This is a genomic window from Nesterenkonia maliinae, assembly GCF_051262655.1.
Lineage (GTDB): Bacteria > Actinomycetota > Actinomycetes > Actinomycetales > Micrococcaceae > Nesterenkonia.
On record NZ_JBIMEY010000001.1, the window covers coordinates 64957 to 81742 of the forward strand.

12 protein-coding genes are annotated in these 16786 nt (G+C 67.0%); 6 read left to right on the forward strand and 6 right to left on the reverse strand.

Going from position 1 to position 16786, the window contains the following annotated elements; translation table 11 throughout:
- Positions 1 to 99: 99 nt before the first annotated feature.
- On the reverse strand, positions 100 to 885 hold the full coding sequence (locus tag ACHAA4_RS00335) for a ParA family protein (RefSeq protein WP_435772218.1): 786 nt from the start codon (positions 883 to 885) through the stop codon (positions 100 to 102).
- A gap of 65 nt (positions 886 to 950) precedes the next feature.
- Positions 951 to 1280 (reverse strand): putative quinol monooxygenase, encoded by a 330-nt coding sequence (locus ACHAA4_RS00340; RefSeq protein WP_435772219.1) that lies wholly within the window; start codon positions 1278 to 1280, stop codon positions 951 to 953.
- Positions 1281 to 1442: 162 nt separating this feature from the next.
- On the opposite strand from ACHAA4_RS00340, the gene ACHAA4_RS00345 reads away from it, so the two are divergent.
- Complete coding sequence (locus ACHAA4_RS00345; RefSeq protein WP_435772220.1) at positions 1443 to 2891, forward strand: mycothione reductase; 1449 nt, start codon at positions 1443 to 1445, stop codon at positions 2889 to 2891.
- A 146-nt stretch (positions 2892 to 3037) separates the two neighbouring features.
- Positions 3038 to 3640, forward strand: a complete 603-nt coding sequence (locus ACHAA4_RS00350; protein ID WP_435772221.1) for a mycothiol-dependent nitroreductase Rv2466c family protein — start codon at positions 3038 to 3040, stop codon at positions 3638 to 3640.
- A 95-nt stretch (positions 3641 to 3735) separates the two neighbouring features.
- Here ACHAA4_RS00350 and ACHAA4_RS00355 read toward each other — a convergent pair whose 3' ends face one another.
- The gene (locus ACHAA4_RS00355) at positions 3736 to 4500 is read right to left on the reverse strand and encodes an SDR family oxidoreductase (protein ID WP_435772222.1); all 765 of its coding nucleotides are present in this window, start codon (positions 4498 to 4500) and stop codon (positions 3736 to 3738) included.
- 81 nt (positions 4501 to 4581) lie between these two features.
- On the opposite strand from ACHAA4_RS00355, the gene valS reads away from it, so the two are divergent.
- Positions 4582 to 7269: a valine--tRNA ligase gene (gene valS / locus ACHAA4_RS00360; protein ID WP_435772223.1), complete on the forward strand. Its 2688-nt coding sequence runs from the start codon at positions 4582 to 4584 to the stop codon at positions 7267 to 7269.
- A gap of 201 nt (positions 7270 to 7470) precedes the next feature.
- Positions 7471 to 8625 (forward strand): thermonuclease family protein, encoded by a 1155-nt coding sequence (locus tag ACHAA4_RS00365; RefSeq protein ID WP_435772224.1) that lies wholly within the window; start codon positions 7471 to 7473, stop codon positions 8623 to 8625.
- A gap of 123 nt (positions 8626 to 8748) precedes the next feature.
- On the opposite strand, the gene ACHAA4_RS00370 is transcribed toward ACHAA4_RS00365, so the two are convergent.
- The 3 genes from ACHAA4_RS00370 to ACHAA4_RS00380 form a co-directional block, all read right to left on the reverse strand.
- Positions 8749 to 9456, reverse strand: coding sequence for an MgtC/SapB family protein (locus ACHAA4_RS00370; RefSeq protein WP_435772225.1), 708 nt, complete (start codon positions 9454 to 9456; stop codon positions 8749 to 8751).
- 86 nt (positions 9457 to 9542) lie between these two features.
- Positions 9543 to 9674, reverse strand: coding sequence for a putative transporter small subunit (locus ACHAA4_RS00375; RefSeq protein WP_435772226.1), 132 nt, complete (start codon positions 9672 to 9674; stop codon positions 9543 to 9545).
- On the reverse strand, positions 9671 to 11395 hold the full coding sequence (locus tag ACHAA4_RS00380) for a sodium:solute symporter family protein (RefSeq protein ID WP_435772227.1): 1725 nt from the start codon (positions 11393 to 11395) through the stop codon (positions 9671 to 9673). The genes ACHAA4_RS00375 and ACHAA4_RS00380 overlap by 4 nt, the downstream gene beginning before the upstream one ends.
- Positions 11396 to 12040: 645 nt before the next feature.
- Between ACHAA4_RS00380 and ileS the strand changes: the two genes are divergently transcribed.
- Together ileS and ACHAA4_RS00390 are read left to right on the forward strand one after the other, a co-directional pair.
- Positions 12041 to 15403, forward strand: a complete 3363-nt coding sequence (ileS, locus tag ACHAA4_RS00385; RefSeq protein ID WP_435772228.1) for an isoleucine--tRNA ligase — start codon at positions 12041 to 12043, stop codon at positions 15401 to 15403.
- Positions 15400 to 16776: a bifunctional folylpolyglutamate synthase/dihydrofolate synthase gene (locus ACHAA4_RS00390; RefSeq protein ID WP_435772229.1), complete on the forward strand. Its 1377-nt coding sequence runs from the start codon at positions 15400 to 15402 to the stop codon at positions 16774 to 16776. The genes ileS and ACHAA4_RS00390 overlap by 4 nt, the downstream gene beginning before the upstream one ends.
- Positions 16777 to 16786 lie beyond the last annotated feature (10 nt).

A 16786-nucleotide genomic window follows, 5' to 3' on the forward strand; every position in this document is an offset into this window, starting at 1 on the left:
TCGTCCCCGCAGGGGACACAGCAGAAGGACCGCCCCTCGATGAGGGGCGGTCCTTCTGCTGTGTCCTGCTGTCTTTCTAAGGGTCCAACCGCTGCTTCGTCAGACGAGCTGCCTGAGCAGCTGGTCGAAGGACCTCGCCAGATCCCTGACCTGATCGCCGGGCCACTGGTGCACCGGATAGGCCGCGCCCTGGATCTGCTGCCAGAAGGGATTCTCCTCCAGCACCGGGATCATCAGCTTGTCCTTGTAGAGCCGCTCCATCTCGAGCAGCCGGTACTCATGTTCGGCGGAGTCGGCGCGTGTTCGGTTGACCACGACCCCGGCTGACGTCAGCTGCGGGGCGTACTCGTTGGAGAACATCCGAATGGCGCGCATCGTCCGCTCGGTGCCGGCCACGGAGAACAGGCTCGGCTCTGCCACCATCAGCACGCCGGCGGAGGCGGCCCAGCCGATCCGGGTCAGCCCGGACAATGACGGCGGGCAGTCGATGAGCACCAGGTCGTAGCCGGAGACACGGTCCAGCAGCAGCTTCAGCCGGCGCATGTCGCGGGTCCGGATGTCTGGACGATCGTACATAGCCGAGAGCGCGGAGCCGACGACCACGTCGAGCTTCGCCTCGGCGCGCCGCCCCTCGGGAAGCAGGTCCACCCAGCCTGAGCGCGCCACATGGCTGTGGATGTCGGCACGCTTGGCATCGCGCAGCAGCTTCCCGACCTCGGTGCCGGTGCCGCGGGAGACCGCGAGACCGGTGGTGGTGTCCGCGTGGGGGTCGAGGTCGACGACGAGGGTCCGCACCCCCTGGTGGAGAGCGGCCGAGGCAAGGCCCATGGTGACCGAGGTCTTACCGACCCCGCCCTTCAAACTGGAAACGCTCAAGATCTGCACGCTACCCATCATAGGGATGATCTTCAGTGTTCCCTGCCCCGGCGCTCCGCGCCATGAGACTCAGATCAGCCGATCTTCATCTCACCCATCTCGTCCCAGCCATCGCCCTCGACCTGGCGAGAGATGATCTTCGGAGTGGAGACCAGGGCCTGCGCCATGGCCCCGTCGGAGCTGACGGCTTTCTGGAAGTGCGCCGACTCCACGTGGGGGCCCGCAGCGTCGTCGTCGAAGGCCTCGATCAGCACGTACTCGTTGGGGTCCTGGAGGCTGCGTGACCAGTCGAACCACTTGTTGCCGGGCTCGGATCGGGTGGCCTGCGTGAACTCAGCCGTGATGGCCGGCCACTGATCGGCGAACTCGGGCTTGACCTGGAATTTCACGACGATGAAGATCATGGGCTGCTCCTTGAGGGGGATCGTTGAGGTGAGCCTGCCGGGCGGACCCGCGCAGACGGGTGATTCCCCCACGACAACCGAGACGAGCGTCCGGGGATTCCCGCGAAGACTTCGAGGCGGTGCCGGGAAAAACGACCTCACGCAGGAGTCTAGGATTGCCGCATGGCCCACTATGACCTCTCCATCATCGGTTCCGGCTCCGGGAACTCCCTGATCACCCCCTTCTGGGATGACAAGCGCGTCGTCCTGGCGGACAAGGGCTCAGGCAGCACCGCGGCCTTCGGCGGCACCTGCCTCAACGTCGGGTGCATCCCCACCAAGATGTTCGTCCGCCCCGCCGCACTGGCCCGCGGGCCGGTGGAAGCGGCCAGACTCAATGTCACTCAGGCGACCACCGATGTGGACTTCCCCGCCATGCGGGACCGGATCTTCTCGCGCATCGACGCCATCTCGGCCGGCGGTCGGCACTATCGCGAGGTGGAGCTGGAGAACGTCGATCTCGTGTCCGAGAAGGTGACGCTCACGGGTGACTTCAGCCAGCCGCCCTTCGCCTTCGTCTCCGACTCTGGCGTCCACGCCGAGGCCGATCAGATGGTCATCGCCGCCGGATCACGCCCCTCGTTGCCGCAGGTCCCCGGCATCCACCTGCCCGGCGTCCACACCTCGGACAGCATCATGCGCATCGAAGAGCGGCCGGAGAAGCTGCTGATCATCGGCGGCGGCTACATCGCGTGTGAGTTCGCCGGAGTCTTCTCCGCCTTCGGCACCGAGGTCATCCAGGTCAACCGCAGCCGTGGACTGATGAACGCCATGGACGCCGACATCTCAGCCGCCTTCTCGGCCGAGGCGCAGAAGAACTGGACGGTGCGCTTCGAGCGTGCCGTGACGAACATCAGCGAACATGGTGGGGGACTGCGGGTCGAGCTGGTCGCCTCTGACGGCCACGTTGAGCGCCACGATGTGGACACTGTCCTGGTGGCGATCGGTCGCACTCCGAACACCGACCTGATCGGCGCGAAAGAGGCAGGTCTCGACGTCCACCCCGACGGGCGCCTCGCGGTGGATCAGTACCAGCGGGTGCTCATTCAGGGCGAGCCGGTGGAGGGCCTCTACGCGCTCGGCGACATCAGCTCGCCGGCGATGCTCAAGCATGTGGCGAACCAGGAGGCCCGGGTCGTCGCGCACAACCTGGAGCATCCCGACCGGATCCGGCCCTCCCGGCAGGAGGCCATCCCGGCCGCGATCTTCTCCTTCCCCGAGATGGCTCAGGTCGGACTCACCGAGACCCAGGCGGCGGAGGCCATCGGTGCCGAGCACCTCACCACCAAGATCCAGAACTACGGCGACACCGCCTACGGCTGGGCGATGGAGGACGGCGAGGGGATCTTCAAGGTGATCGCAGACCGTCGCAGCGGTCAGATCCTCGGCGCCCACGTGATGGGCTACCAGGCGTCGAACCTGATCCAGCCGATCATCCAGGCGATGAGCTTCGGCCAGGACGCCTACACGACGGCTCGCGGCCAGTACTGGATCCACCCGGCGCTGATGGAGGTCACCGAGAACGCGCTGCTGGGCCTGGAGGTCCCGATCCCGGAAGACGCCCCGCTCTGAGCAGGAATGGATCCCGCGCCGCCCCGGTTGTGACGAGAAGAAGCACCAGCTGCACCCGGGAGAAGCTCGATACCCGATGCAGCTGACCCGAACGTACACTGAACCGCGCGCGGAGGCTGATCGCCCCGCGCCGAGAGGAGCCCTTCATGGCTGAACGCGTTGATTTCTGGTTTGACCCGCTGTGCCCCTTCGCCTGGGTGACATCACGCTGGATCCTGGAGGCGGAGAAGGTCCGCGACATCGAGGTGCACTGGAACGTGATGAGCCTCGGTGTGCTCAACGAGGACAAGAACCCCTCACCCGCCGAGGATCCCGAGCAGCTCTCCCGCTGGATCCCCGCCCGCACCGCCACCGCCGTCGCGCTGAGGCACGGCGAGACCAAGGTCGGCGAGTTCTACACCGCCGCCGGCACCGAGATCCACAACAACGGCAACAAGGACTTCGAGGCCGCCACGCTGCAGGCGCTGCGCGCCGTGGGCCTGGAGGAGGACCTCCTCGCCGAGGCCAAGACCGACAAGAACGACGCCGAGATGCGCGCCTCTCACGACAAGGGCATCTCCCTGGTCGGCCAGGACGTCGGCACCCCGATAGTCGCCTTCCAGGGCACGGCCTTCTTCGGCCCCGTGCTGACCCGGATCCCGCGCGGTGAGGATGCCGGCAAGGTCTTCGACGGTGCTGTGGCCCTGGCCGAGTTCCCGTACTTCTTCGAGCTCAAGCGCTCCCGCACGGAGTCCCCAGCCTTCGACTGATCGGGACTGACACCGCGCAGCAGCACCACACGACGACGCCGGCACGGGCTTGGAAGCTCGCGCCGGCGTCGTCGTCTGTTCTGTCAGGTCAGGGATTACTCCTCGCGGATCACCTTGTGCTGGGCGGCCTGGGCCACCGGGCGGACCACGACCTGGTCGAGGTTCACGTGATGGGGCAGCGTCACCGCTGCGGCGATGACCTCGGCGATGTCCTCGGCCACCAACGGCCGCTTGACCCCGCGGTAGACCGCCTCGGCGGCGGCCGCGTCGCCGCGCAGCCGCTTGGCGGTGAACTCCTCGGTCGCCACCATGCCCGGCAGCACCTCGATCACGCGGATGTTGTGTTCGGCCTCCTCCAGGCGCAGCGCACCGGTGAGCGCGTGCTCCCCGAACTTCGCCGCGTTGTAGCCCGCCCCTCCCTCGTAGGGGGCGAGCGCGGCAGTGGAGGTCACCGTCAGGATCGTGCCCTCGCCATGCTCGCGCAACATCGGGACGAAGGCCTTGATCACGTTCAAGGCGCCCAGCACGTTGACGTCGAACATCCAGCGCCAGTCCTCGGGCCGCCCCTCGGCCACCGAGTCCATGCCGAGCGCGCCGCCGGCATTGTTGATCAGCGTGTCGATCCCACCGGCCTCGGCGACCTCTTCCAGCGCGGCGGCCACCTGCTCCGGATCGGTGACGTCGCAGATGATCGGGATGATCCCTTCCTGCTCGGCCAGGCTTTCGAGCCTCTCGGCACGCCGGGCGACGGCGAAGACCCGCCAGCCCTCGGTCGTGAGTCGGTGCGCGGTGGCCGCGCCGATCCCGGAGGAGGCGCCGGTGACCAGGGCGCTGCGAGTGGAGACATCAGTCTGGATCATGGAGACAGCCTAGTGAGCAGGGTGCCTGCGGAGAACCGGGAGTTCAGTATGTGACACTCCCACCGTGAGAGAATGGCCAGCATGGCTGATCAGACCCCGGGCACAGACGCGCCCGCCACCGAGACCCTTTCCGCAGACTCCCCCCACGGCACCGCCGAGACCAGGACCCCCGTGGTCCCGGACCGCCCGGCGCTGGAGGGCCTCGAGGAGAAGCTCCACGCCGCCTGGCAGGCCGAGGAGATCTACCACTTCAACGAGGACACCGAGCGCGCCCAGGTGTACTCCATCGACACCCCGCCGCCGACCGCCTCCGGGTCCCTGCACGTGGGGCATATGTTCTCCTACACGCAGACCGACGTGATGGCGCGCTTCATGCGGATGAGCGGCAAGAACGTGTTCTACCCGCTGGGCTGGGACGACAACGGACTGCCCACCGAGCGTCGGGTGCAGAACTACTACGGCGTCCGCTGTGACCCCGCGCAGCCCTACAACCCGGACTACACCCCGCCGGAGAAGCCCGCGAAGAACCAGCGCGACTGGGACGCGATCAGCCGGCAGAACTTCATCGAGCTCTGCGAGACCCTCACCGTGGAGGACGAGAAGGTCTTCGAGGATCTGTTCTCCCGGCTGGGCCTCTCGGTGGACTGGCGCCAGACCTACCGCACCATCGACGACGACTCCCGCGCCGCCTCCCAGCGCGCCTTCCTGCGCGACATCCATGCGGGCAACGCCTACACCGCGCAGGCGCCCACGCTGTGGGACATCACCTTCCGCACCGCCGTGGCCCAGGCCGAGCTCGAGGCCAAGGACCACCCCGGCGCTTACCACCGGTACCCCTTCACGGTGAAGGACACCGGGGAGCAGGTCTTCATCGAGACCACGCGGCCCGAGCTGCTGCCCTCCTGCGTGGCCCTCGTCGCCCACCCCGACGACGAGCGCTACCAGCACCTCTTCGGCAAGACCGTCATCTCCCCGCTCTTCGACGTCGAGGTCGAGGTCAAGGCGCACGGGCTCGCGCAGCCGGACAAGGGGTCCGGCGTCGCGATGATCTGCACCTTCGGCGACATGACCGACGTGACCTGGTGGCGGGAGCTGCAGCTGCCCACCCGCGCGCTGATCGGCCGCGACGGCCGCTTCTCCCGCGAGACTCCCGAGTGGATCACCTCCGAGCAGGGGCGGGCCAACTACGCACAGCTCGCCGGCAAGACCGTGCACTCGGCCAAGGAGGCCGTGGTGGAGCTGCTCAAGGCCGCGGACCTGCTCGACGGCGAGCCCAAGAAGATCACCCACGCGGTGCACTTCTACGAGAAGGGCGACAAGCCGCTGGAGGTCGTGACCTCTCGCCAGTGGTACATCCGCAACGGCGGCCGCGACGCCGCACGTCGGGACAAGATGATCGCCCGGGGCAAGGAGATCTCCTGGCACCCGGCCTTCATGCGGTCCCGCTACGAGAACTGGGTGGAGGGCCTCAACGGGGACTGGCTGGTATCCCGGCAGCGCTTCTTCGGCGTGCCGATCCCGGTCTGGTACCCGCTCAACGGCGACGCCGAGCCCGACTACGACAACCCGTTGCTGCCCGACGAAGCCCTGCTGCCGGTGGATCCCGCCTCGCAGGTCCCCGCCGGGTACGAAGAGTCGCAGCGCGGAGCCGCCGGCGGCTTCATCGGTGAGGCCGACGTCCTGGACACCTGGGCCACCTCGGCGATCACCCCGCACATCGCGGGCCGCTGGGAGAAGGACAACGACTTCTTCAACAAGGTCTTCCCCTTCGACCTGCGTCCACAGGGCCACGACATCATCCGGACCTGGCTCTTCGCCTCCACGGTCCGGGCGAACTCGCTGAACGACTCCGTGCCGTGGACCAACACCGCGATCTCCGGCTGGATCCTGGACCCGGACCGGAAGAAGATGTCCAAGTCCAAGGGCAACGTGGTCGTGCCCACCGAGCCGCTGGAACAGTTCGGCTCCGACGCGGTGCGCTACTGGGCGGCCTCGGCGAAGCTCGGTGCCGACACCGCGTATGAGGTCGCGCAGATGAAGATCGGGCGCCGCCTGGCGATCAAGCTGCTCAACGCCTCGAAGTTCGCGCTGAACCTCGGCGTGACCGAGGGCCACATCATCACCGACGACGCCGGGGCCCAGGTCCTGACCGAGGCCCTCGACCGCGCCCTGATCGCCGAGCTGCGCACCGTGGTGGATCAGGCGACCAAGCACTTCGCCGACTATGACTATGCACGGGCGCTGCAGCTCGTGGAGTCCTTCTTCTGGTCCTTCACCGATGACTATGTGGAGCTGGTCAAGGACCGCGCCTACGGCTCACGCGGCGATCAGGCGCAGGACTCGGTGCTGGCCGCCCTGGCCACCACGCTGGATTCGCTGCTGCGGCTCTTCGCCCCGGTGCTGCCCTTCGTCACCGACGAGGTCTGGCGCTGGTGGCGCAACGGATCGGTGCACTCCACCCAGTGGCCCACCACCTCAGGGCTGGAGTCCGTGCAGGGCTCCGCCGGGATGCTGGACTCCGTGGCGCAGGTCCTCTCCGGGCTGCGCAAGGTCAAGTCCGAGGCCAAGGTCAAGCAGCGCACCGAAGTGGTCACCGCGACGGTCTCCGCACCGGAGCGCACGCTGGCCCACATCGACGCCGCACTCGCGGACGTGAAGGCGGCGACCCGTTCGCGTGCGCTTCAGCTGCGCCCGCAGACCGAGGCCGGGCAGCATGTGGTGGTCACCGAGGTGGAGCTCGCCGAGGAAGAGCAGCCCGCCCAGATCTGATCACCCCGCCTGGGTCAAAAAATCGTAGAGCTGCAGCCGATCGTAGGGCTGTAGCTCTACGATTTTTGCGCAGCTCTACGATGATTTCATCCGGATCCTCTGGGCTATCGCCTGTATCGTCTGTACAGGTATCGTCAAGATTGCATGGTGGGAGTGTCCAGTTTGAACAGGCCTTTTCTGATTCCAGCCATAGTGGTGGGATTGCTCGCCACTGGCGGCTGCGCAAACGTCGCCTCGCTCGAGAACGACAGCGAGGTCGATGCGCAGGTGGTCGATGTCATCGACGGAGACACGATTCGTGTCGAGTACGCAGGTGAACGCCATAGCGTTCGCCTGCTCAATATCGATACCCCAGAGACGAAACACCCTGATCGCGATGTGGAGTGCCTGGGACCTGAAGCATCTGAGTTCCTGAAGGAGCTGCTGGCCCCCGGCGACTCCGTCCGTCTCGAGTTCGACGAGGAGCGCACCGATCAGTACGACCGGCTGCTTGCCGGCGTGTTCAAAGAAGACGACTTTATCAACGCCGCCATCGCGAGGGCTGGCTTCGGCATTGCGGTCTACTTCGAACCTAACGATAGATTCCTCCCGCCGGTCCAGGACGCGCAGGAGGAAGCGGAGACCGCGGGACGGGGACTGTTCGATGACTCCCTGCCGTGTACGGTTCCAGCGCAGGTGGAGGAGGCTCTGGAAGCGGTGGACAGCCTGCCGACAGAACCGCCCGAGGAGTACGAAGCGCTGGAAGAATCTGCTGCGGCCGCTGCCGCTGCGGTCCTGCTTGCCGATCAGGCACGGGACCTCGTGCTCTCCATAGATCCAGACGCCTCAGGGATCCACCACCGGGCCTACGCATCTCAGCGTGATTCGTATCAGCAGAGCCTCGATCAGGCGATCACGACCGGTGAACGCCGTGCCTACGAAGCCGAAGCTGAGATGGAACGTATCGACGACGAGCGCGACGCGGAGCAAGCCGCGCGGGAGCAGGCGAACGCTGAGCGAGAAGCAGAAGAACGACAGGCCGCCCGAGAGCGGGAGAGAGAGGCTGCTCAACCACCGGCTCCAGCTCCGGACGCGCCGCGGCCCGCCCCAAGCCGGGCACCGCAACCGGCGCCGGCTCCCCAGCCCGCTCCACAGCCGGCCCCTGCTCCTGCCCCCGCGCCGACCCCTGCACCTGCTCCGGCACCGGCACCTGCTCCGGCACCGGCCCCGGGCAACGGATCATCTGGGGGAGGCGGCGGAACACCGAACCTTGGACCTTCAGACCGACCCGCGGGATACATCCACCGGGATGAACCGACGAGCTACACCGGCTCGCGGTGCTTCCTTCCCGGGGGGACTTGGTGGAAGCCCTGCTGAGTGTGCGTATCGCCCGAGCGACAAGGCCTATCGGTGGACTTGCGGAAATCGTAGAGCTGCAGCCGATCGTAGGGCTCTAGCTCTACGATTTTTTGACCCGTTTGACCCGGGGGAGCGGCCGGGTCAGTCGTTCTCTTCGGTGACGGTGCGGATCTCCAGAACGCCGTCGAGCTCCTGGAGTGCCTCGAAGAGATGTTCGCGTCCCACGCGCTGGGTGCGGGTGAAGGTCATCGTGGCGTCCACCGCGAAACCGTCCCCGACCTCGAGTCGGCGGGTGCGCACCAGACGGGTCTCGTACCCCCATTGCGAGGCGGCCCCGAGGATCTCGCGCAGGATTCCGTGACCATCCGCGTAGCGCACGATGTAGCGCTCGGACCGGTCATGGCGGGGGAGTCGGCGCACCAGGTTCGTCACCAATGTGACCGAGAGCAGGTAGAAGATCACGGTCAGGCCGGCTATCACCGGCATCCCGGCCCCGCAGGCCATGCCGACGGCGGCCGTAACCCAGATCGACGCAGCCGTCGTCAGTCCGGACACCGCATTCTGCCGCACGAAGATCACCCCGGCACCGATGAAGCCGATCCCGCTGACGATCTGCGCGGCGATCCGCGACGGGTCCAAGACCACGTCCCCACCGATCAGGTGAGAGAAGCCGTAGGCGGAGACCAGGGTGAACAAGGCCGAGCCCATGCCGACCAGGATATGGGTGCGCGCCCCGGCGGACTTCTGCCGGAGATCACGCTCGATCCCGATGGCCGCAGACATCAGGAACGCGAGGGTCAAGAGCAGAATCTGCGTCGGGGCCGTCTCCGGCCAGACATCGATGTTCAACCCAGTCTCCTCTCGATATCCCACATCACCCTATAGCGGGGCCGCCCCTGCAGCACAGTGCTGCCGGGGCGGCCCCGCCGGTGGGTTCAGATGATGTCCTGCCCTGATTCGCGGGCCTTCTTCCAGTCGGCGAAGAAGGCGTAGCCGATCACGACCATCACCGCCAGCACGATCAACGGCCACATCAAGGTGTACAGGGTCAGTGCAATGGTGCTCATCGGGTGTCTCCCACAGTTGTCGGTTCATGGCGTGCTGGTCCGTCTGGCCCGAGGGTGTTGGCCGCACCTGCGGGCCGGACTGCGTCGTCGTCGTCGAAGTTGCCGGTGCGCTTCGCGATCAGCGTGAAGTCGAACTCGGCGTTGCCGCGTACCGACATCGACCAGCAGACGATGGTGCTGACCGCGTAGGCGACCAGCGAGGCGCTGAGCGTGGCGTAGTCGTGCAGGAAGCCGACGACGAACGGAGCCGAGACGACGGCGGCGACCACGGCCACCACCTTGGCCACCTTGATCCCGAAGAAGCCGAAGCACATCAGGCCCAGGATCACCGCGATGCCGATGACCGAGAGGAGGTCCACGAAGACCCCGACCACACCTGAGAGCGGGATCCACTCGAAGCGCACCGGCACGAAGCAGGCCAGGGCCGCGAGCACCGAGACGGTGAATGCCTTGTTGGTGACCTTCTTCCAGTAGAAGCTGGCCAGCACCGGGAAGACCAGTGCGCCCCACAGCGCGCCGACGAAGACCAGCAGGTCCAGGATGCTCAGCTCCAGGCTGGCGAAGCTCACCGCGGCTGCTGTCGCGAGCAGCATGGTCACCCGGCCCACCAGCAACATGGTCTTCGGGTTGGCGCCGCCCTTGCCGGCCACGTTCTGGCCGTAGACGTCGGCCATCATGATCGAGGACATCGCCGCCAGATCGGAGTCGGCGGTGGAGGAGAGCGCGCCGATGATCATCACGAAGAAGACCGCCAGCAGCGCTGCGGGCAGGTAGCTCGCGGCCATCTCGGGGATGATGTTGTTGACGTCACCGTCGGTGGGCTCGAAGCCCAGGTAGAGGGCCATCACGCCGAACATGCCCACCCCGATGACCATGGCGCCGTAGCCGATGGTCGCGGTGATGAAGGTCGGCTTGATCAGGTCCTGGCGCACGGCGAAGAGCCGCTGGGCGATGGTCTGGTTGCCGATCGCGTAGGCGAGCACCGCCGCGATGTAGGGCGCGCCCTGATTCAGGAACGCCTCACTGGAGAAGAAGCTCTGCTGCTCGGGGGAGAGGTTCTGCGCGCCGGTCTCGAAGGCCGACGGAAAGTCTGCGGCGAGGAAGATGAACGGGATGATCACCGCCACCGCCCCGAACATCGCCATGACCTGGATGAAGTCGGTGAGTACCGAGGCGCGGAAGCCCGACCACAGCGTGTAGAGCAGCACCCCGGCCGCCACCGTGAGCACGCCCTGGATGAAGGTGAACGGCGAGAGCATCGCAATCAGCACCCCGCCGGCGATGAAGTTCGACATCAGGGAGATCAGACTGCCCACCACATTGGACCCCGCGAGCATCAGCTGGCTGGAGCGGCCGTGTCGTGCGTACATCACCTCGGCGATGCTGTGCGCCTTCGGTGCCACCGCCCGGATGCGCTTGCCGAAGGGGTAGATGAACAGGATCATCAGTGCCCCCCAGAGCCCGTAGTGGATGGGTCCGGAGATGCCGTAGGTGTACCCGGCCTCCGCGGAGGCGTACATCGAGGACGCCCAGATCCAGGTCGCGGTCATGGACGCCGCGGAGATCCCGAAGCCGATCTTGTTGCCGGCGGTCATGTACTGATCAGCGTTCTCCTTCTTCTTCCTGATCCGATGCGAGATCAGATAGGTCCCCCCGTAGAAGACCACCAGCAGCAGCACCACCGTGATGGCGCCGAACTGGACTGCGCTTGATTCGTTCACGTCGTATGTTCCCCTCGTTGAGTATCTGTCGTCTGGCTGCGTGCTCATGTGCGTGCTCATGTGCGGGCGTCGTCGTCCGGGGTGTTTTCGGGCGCAGTCCTGCAAGGCGTCTGCGAGACGCCGCATGGTGGTGTTGCGCTTACTCACGTCGCGCACCCGGCTCATGACGCGGGCTGTTCCTCAGCCTCGGCGGAGCTCGTACAACTGGCGCGCGATGGTGTTCCCCTGGTGCCCGCCGGGTCCACCCTCACTCATCAAGCGGGTGAACCAGGCCACAAGCAGTAGACCGTAACACACTGCCTTTTTCCCCCGACCGGCGCGATCCCGAGGAATAGCTCCTTGTCTCTGACCCCGTATGGCCCCGCACCCGCAGACCCAGTAGACTCATCCACAGCAGCTTCGACCCGGCCATCACCGGTGAGCTTCCGGAAGAACCGGCCCCGTGGCAGCACCGCTGCGGAGCCCCAGTAGAGCCGGACGGGTAAGCCCGTCACAGCAGTCATGGAGAGGCCCGACGACGGCGCCCCCACCTCGATCACGGGGCGGGGACGGCAGGCGGAGGGCAAGCAAGGTGGTACCGCGCCCGGCAGGCGTCCTTGTGAGTGCGTCAGACCATCGCTCAGCATCACAGCAGGACGGACCTCCATGACCGAGAACAACTCTCCCGTGTATCCCCGCGCATCAGCCGCCGACTCCGGTGCGCGCCGGATCCCCGCCTCCCCGCGCTTCCCGAAGATCGAGGAGCGCGTGCTCGCGCAGTGGGAGAAGGACGGCACCTTCCAGGCCTCCATCGACAACCGGCCCACCGAAGACGCGTCCGGTGAGGCCAATGAGTTCGTCTTCTACGACGGCCCGCCCTTCGCCAACGGCCTGCCTCACTACGGGCACCTGCTCACCGGCTACGTCAAGGACCTCGTGGCCCGCTACCAGACCCAGCGCGGCTCCCGGGTGGAGCGCCGCTTCGGCTGGGACACCCACGGGCTGCCCGCCGAGCTCACCGCGATGAAGGAACTCGGCATGGCGGACAAGGCCGAGATCGAGGCCTTCGGCGTGGACAAGTTCAACGACGCCTGCCGTGCCTCGGTGCTGCGATACACCGGCGAGTGGGAGTCCTACGTGCACCGCCAGGCGCGCTGGGTGGACTTCGAGAACGACTACAAGACGCTCAACGTGGACTACATGGAATCGGTCATCTGGGCCTTCAAGCAGCTGCACGAGAAGGGCCTGACCTATCAGGGCTTCCGCGTGCTGCCGTATTGCTGGAAGGACGAGACCCCGCTGTCCAACCACGAGCTGCGCATGGACGACGACGTCTATAAGGACCGCCAGGACCCCTCGGTCACCGTGGCCTTCCCGATCACCGGAGGCGGCAAGCACGGCGATGCCCTCGCCGGGGTCAACCTGCTCGCCTGGACCACCACCCCCTGGACGCTGCCCACCAACTTCTCCGTGGCCGTGGGACCGGAGGTGGACTACGTGGTCGTCCAGGCCCCAGCCGACTCGGAGCTGCCCGGCCGTCACCTGATCGCCGCGGAGCTGCTCGGCGCCTACGCCAAGGACCTGGGCTTCACCGACGCCGATACCGAAACCACCAGCGAGGGCGACACCGACGCCCCCCGCACCGCCGCCGAGGCCGCGGCCGCCGCCGTCGTCGCCCGCTACCAGGGCACCGAGCTGGCCGGCCTCGAGTATGCGCCGCTGTGGGACTACTACACCGACACCGAGACCTGGGGCACCGAACATGCCTTCCGGGTGCTGGTGGAGGACTACGTGACCACCACCGACGGCACCGGCCTGGTCCACCAGGCCTCGGCCTACGGTGAAGAGGATCAGCGCTCCTCTGAGGAGGCCGGGATCCCGGTGATCCTCTCGGTGGACGAGGGCGCCCGCTTCCTGCCGATGTTCGCCCAGCCCACTCCGTCTGGCGCGACCCCGCTGGCCGCGATCGCCGGAGTCCAGGTCTTCGAGGCCAACCGCACTATCATCAACGAGCTCAAGACTTCCGGTCGCCTGATCCGCGAGGCCTCCTATGTGCACTCCTACCCGCATTGCTGGCGCTGCCGCACGCCGCTGATCTACAAGGCGGTGACCTCCTGGTATGTGGCGGTCACCCAGGTCAAGGAGCGGATGCTCGAGCTCAACGAGCAGATCAACTGGATCCCGGGCAACGTCAAGCACGGCCAGTTCGGCAAATGGCTCGAGAACGCCCGCGACTGGTCGATCTCCCGCAACCGCTACTGGGGCAGCCCGTTGCCGGTCTGGGTCTCGGACGACCCGGAACACCCGCGCACCGAGGTCTACGGCTCGCTGGAGGAGCTCAAAGAGGCCTTCGGCGACTACCCGCGCAACGCGCAGGGGGAGCCTGACCTGCACCGGCCCTGGATCGATGAGCTGACCCGCCCGAACCCGGACGACCCCACGGGCGCCTCCACGATGCGCCGGGTAGAGGACGTCCTGGACGTCTGGTTCGACTCCGGGTCGATGCAGTTCGCCCAGGTCCACTACCCCTTCGAGAACGCCCAGTGGTTCGCCGATCATCACCCGGCGGACTTCATCGTGGAATACATCGGGCAGACCCGCGGCTGGTTCTACACCATGCACGTGCTGGCCACCGCGCTCTTCGACCGCCCCGCCTTCACCAACGTGATCAGCCACGGCATCGTGCTGGGCTCCGACGGGCAGAAGATGTCCAAGTCGCTGCAGAACTATCCCGACGTCTCCGAGGTCCTGGACCGGGACGGCTCCGACGCGATGCGCTGGTTCCTGATGTCCTCGCCGATCCTGCGCGGCGGCAACCTCGTGGTCACCGAGGAGGGCATCCGCGAGAGCGTCCGCCAGGTGCTGCTGCCGATGTGGAACGCCTGGCACTTCTTCGGCCTCTACGCCAACACCGCCAACCAGGGCGCCGGCTACCAGGCGAAGTCGGTGGGAGCCGACGACGTCGCCAGCCCGCTCGACCGCTACATCCTCGCCGCCACCGGGGATCTGGTCCGTGAGGTCACCTCCTCGCTGGACGCCTACGACGTCTCCGCCGCCTGTGAGTCGCTGCGCCGGTTCTCCGACACGCTGACGAACTGGTACATCCGCCGCTCCCGGGCGCGCTTCTACGCGGAGGACTTCGCCGCCTACGACGTGCTCTACACGGTGCTGGAGACATTCGCCCGGGTCTCGGCCCCGCTGCTGCCGCTGATCAGCGAGGAGATCTGGCGGGGCCTGACGGGGGGACGCTCGGTGCACCTGGCCGATTGGCCAGACCCCGAGGACTACCTGAGCGATGAGCGCGCCGTGGAGCTGATGGAGCTCACCCGCGTGGTGAGCTCCGCCGGTTCCTCGCTGCGCAAGCAGGCGAACCTCCGCGTGCGTCAGCCGTTGGCCAAGCTCAGCGTGATCGTGCCCCAGGCTCTGGCGCTGGAGGGCACCTACCAGCAGATCATCGCCGATGAGCTGAACCTCAAAGAGGTCCAGCTCCTCGACGCCGCCGTGACCGACGCCGAGGACTTCGGCATCGGACAGCAGCTGGTGGTCAATGCCCGCGCCGTCGGCCCCCGTCTGGGCAAGCAGGTCCAGCAGGCGATCAAGGGTGCGAAGTCCGGTGACTGGTCGGTCGCGGACGGTGTGGTGACCGCCGGAGGGCTGGAGCTCTTCGAGGGCGAGTACTCGCTGAACACCACGGTCTCGGAACAGCTCGGCGAGAAGGCCGTCACGGTCCTGGACACCACAGGGGGATTCCTGGTGCTCGACACCGAGCTCAGCGATGAGCTCATCATGGAGGGCACCGCTCGGGACCTGATCCGCAGCATCCAGCAGGCACGCAAGGACGCCGACCTCCAGGTCTCAGACCGGATCGAGACCACGGTCACCGCATCCCCGAGCGTCGTCGCGGCGCTGGAGGCCCATCGGCGGCTCGTCTGCGAGGAGACCCTTACGGTGGATCTGCATCCGGTTCCCTGCGAGACTGCCACCGAACCGAGCATCCATGTGTCCGTCGTCGAAGGAGCTCGAGCATGAGCGAGGAACTCGATCAGTTCTCAGTGGCCAGCGTCTACGCAGAGCTGCTCTCCCGCGCGCCGGAGAACAAGATGGAACCGCGGATGCAGCCCATGGTCGAGGCCATGGACCTGCTGGGGGAGCCGAACCGGACCGCGCCGGTCATCCACATCACCGGCACCAACGGCAAGACCTCCACGGCGCGGATGATCGAGGCCGGACTGCTGGCCCACGATCTGCGCGTGGGGCGCTACACCTCCCCGCACCTGTCCTCGGTGACCGAACGCATCTGCCTCGACGGGCAGCCGGTGGACGACGCCACCTTCGTGCGGATATGGGACGAGGTGCGCCCCTTCATCAGCCTGGTCGACGAGAAGCTCGCCGACCGCGACGAGGTGCCCCTGACCTACTTCGAGTGCGTGACGATCCTGGCGTTCGCGGTGTTCGCCGACGCCCCGGTGGATGTCATGGTGCTCGAGGTCGGACTCGGCGGCATCACCGACGCCACCAATGTGGCTGACGGTGTGGTCAGCGTGATCACCCCGATCAGCCTGGACCACACCGACCTGCTCGGCGACGACGAACGCGACATCGCACTGGAGAAGGCCGGCATCATCAAGGCCGACGGCTTCCTGATCTCCGCGGCTCAGGTCCCGGCGGCGGCCGACGTGCTGCTCGCCGAGGCGCGGGACAAGAACGTGCCGTACCGCTTCGAGGGCGTGGAGTTCGGCGTCGAGTCCCGGGTCCCCGGGGTCGGGGGCCAGCAGCTCACCGTCTCCGGACTGGCCGGTCGATACCCGGAGATCCTGCTGCCCCTGCACGGAGCCCACCAGGCGCAGAACTTCGCGGTGGCGGTGGCCGCCCTCGAGGCGTTCATCGGCGGGGGAGAGCAGGAGCTGAACATCGAGAATCTGCGCCTGGCCGCCGAGAACATCAGCGCCCCCGGCCGGCTGGAGACCCTGCGCACCGGGCCGAGCATCATCGTCGACGCCGCGCACAACCCCGCCGGCATCACCGCCAGCGCGCAGGCGCTCAAGGAGAGCTTCGGGCTCTCCCGGCTGGTGCTGGTCGTGGGGATCCTGCAGGACAAGGACGCCCGCGAGATGCTCACCGCGCTGTTCACGGAGTATGAGGGGCTGGTCGATGACATCTGCTTCACCCAGTCCACCTCGCCGCGAGCCATCCCCGCGGGGCAGCTCGGAAGCCTCGCGCTCGACGTCGGCTACGCCGAGCAGGACATCTACGTCACCGAACGTCTGGACGACGCCATCGACTGGGCGGTCGGGCGCGCCGACGAGGCCGACCCCGGCCTGATCGGCGGGGTGCTGATCACCGGCTCGATCACCCTGGTGGGGGAGGCCCGGACGCTGCTGGGCGCCCCTGACGGGTCATGAGTCCCACCCG

Coding starts and splice junctions, on each gene's coding strand:
- ACHAA4_RS00340 (WP_435772219.1), bottom strand. CDS start 1,280: ATGATCTTCATCGTCGTGAAATTCCAGGTCAAGCCCGAGTTCGCCGAT.
- valS (WP_435772223.1), top strand. CDS start 4,582: ATGGCTGATCAGACCCCGGGCACAGACGCGCCCGCCACCGAGACCCTT.
- ACHAA4_RS00345 (WP_435772220.1), top strand. CDS start 1,443: ATGGCCCACTATGACCTCTCCATCATCGGTTCCGGCTCCGGGAACTCC.
- ACHAA4_RS00355 (WP_435772222.1), bottom strand. CDS start 4,500: ATGATCCAGACTGATGTCTCCACTCGCAGCGCCCTGGTCACCGGCGCC.
- ileS (WP_435772228.1), top strand. CDS start 12,041: ATGACCGAGAACAACTCTCCCGTGTATCCCCGCGCATCAGCCGCCGAC.
- ACHAA4_RS00350 (WP_435772221.1), top strand. CDS start 3,038: ATGGCTGAACGCGTTGATTTCTGGTTTGACCCGCTGTGCCCCTTCGCC.
- ACHAA4_RS00390 (WP_435772229.1), top strand. CDS start 15,400: ATGAGCGAGGAACTCGATCAGTTCTCAGTGGCCAGCGTCTACGCAGAG.
- ACHAA4_RS00375 (WP_435772226.1), bottom strand. CDS start 9,674: ATGAGCACCATTGCACTGACCCTGTACACCTTGATGTGGCCGTTGATC.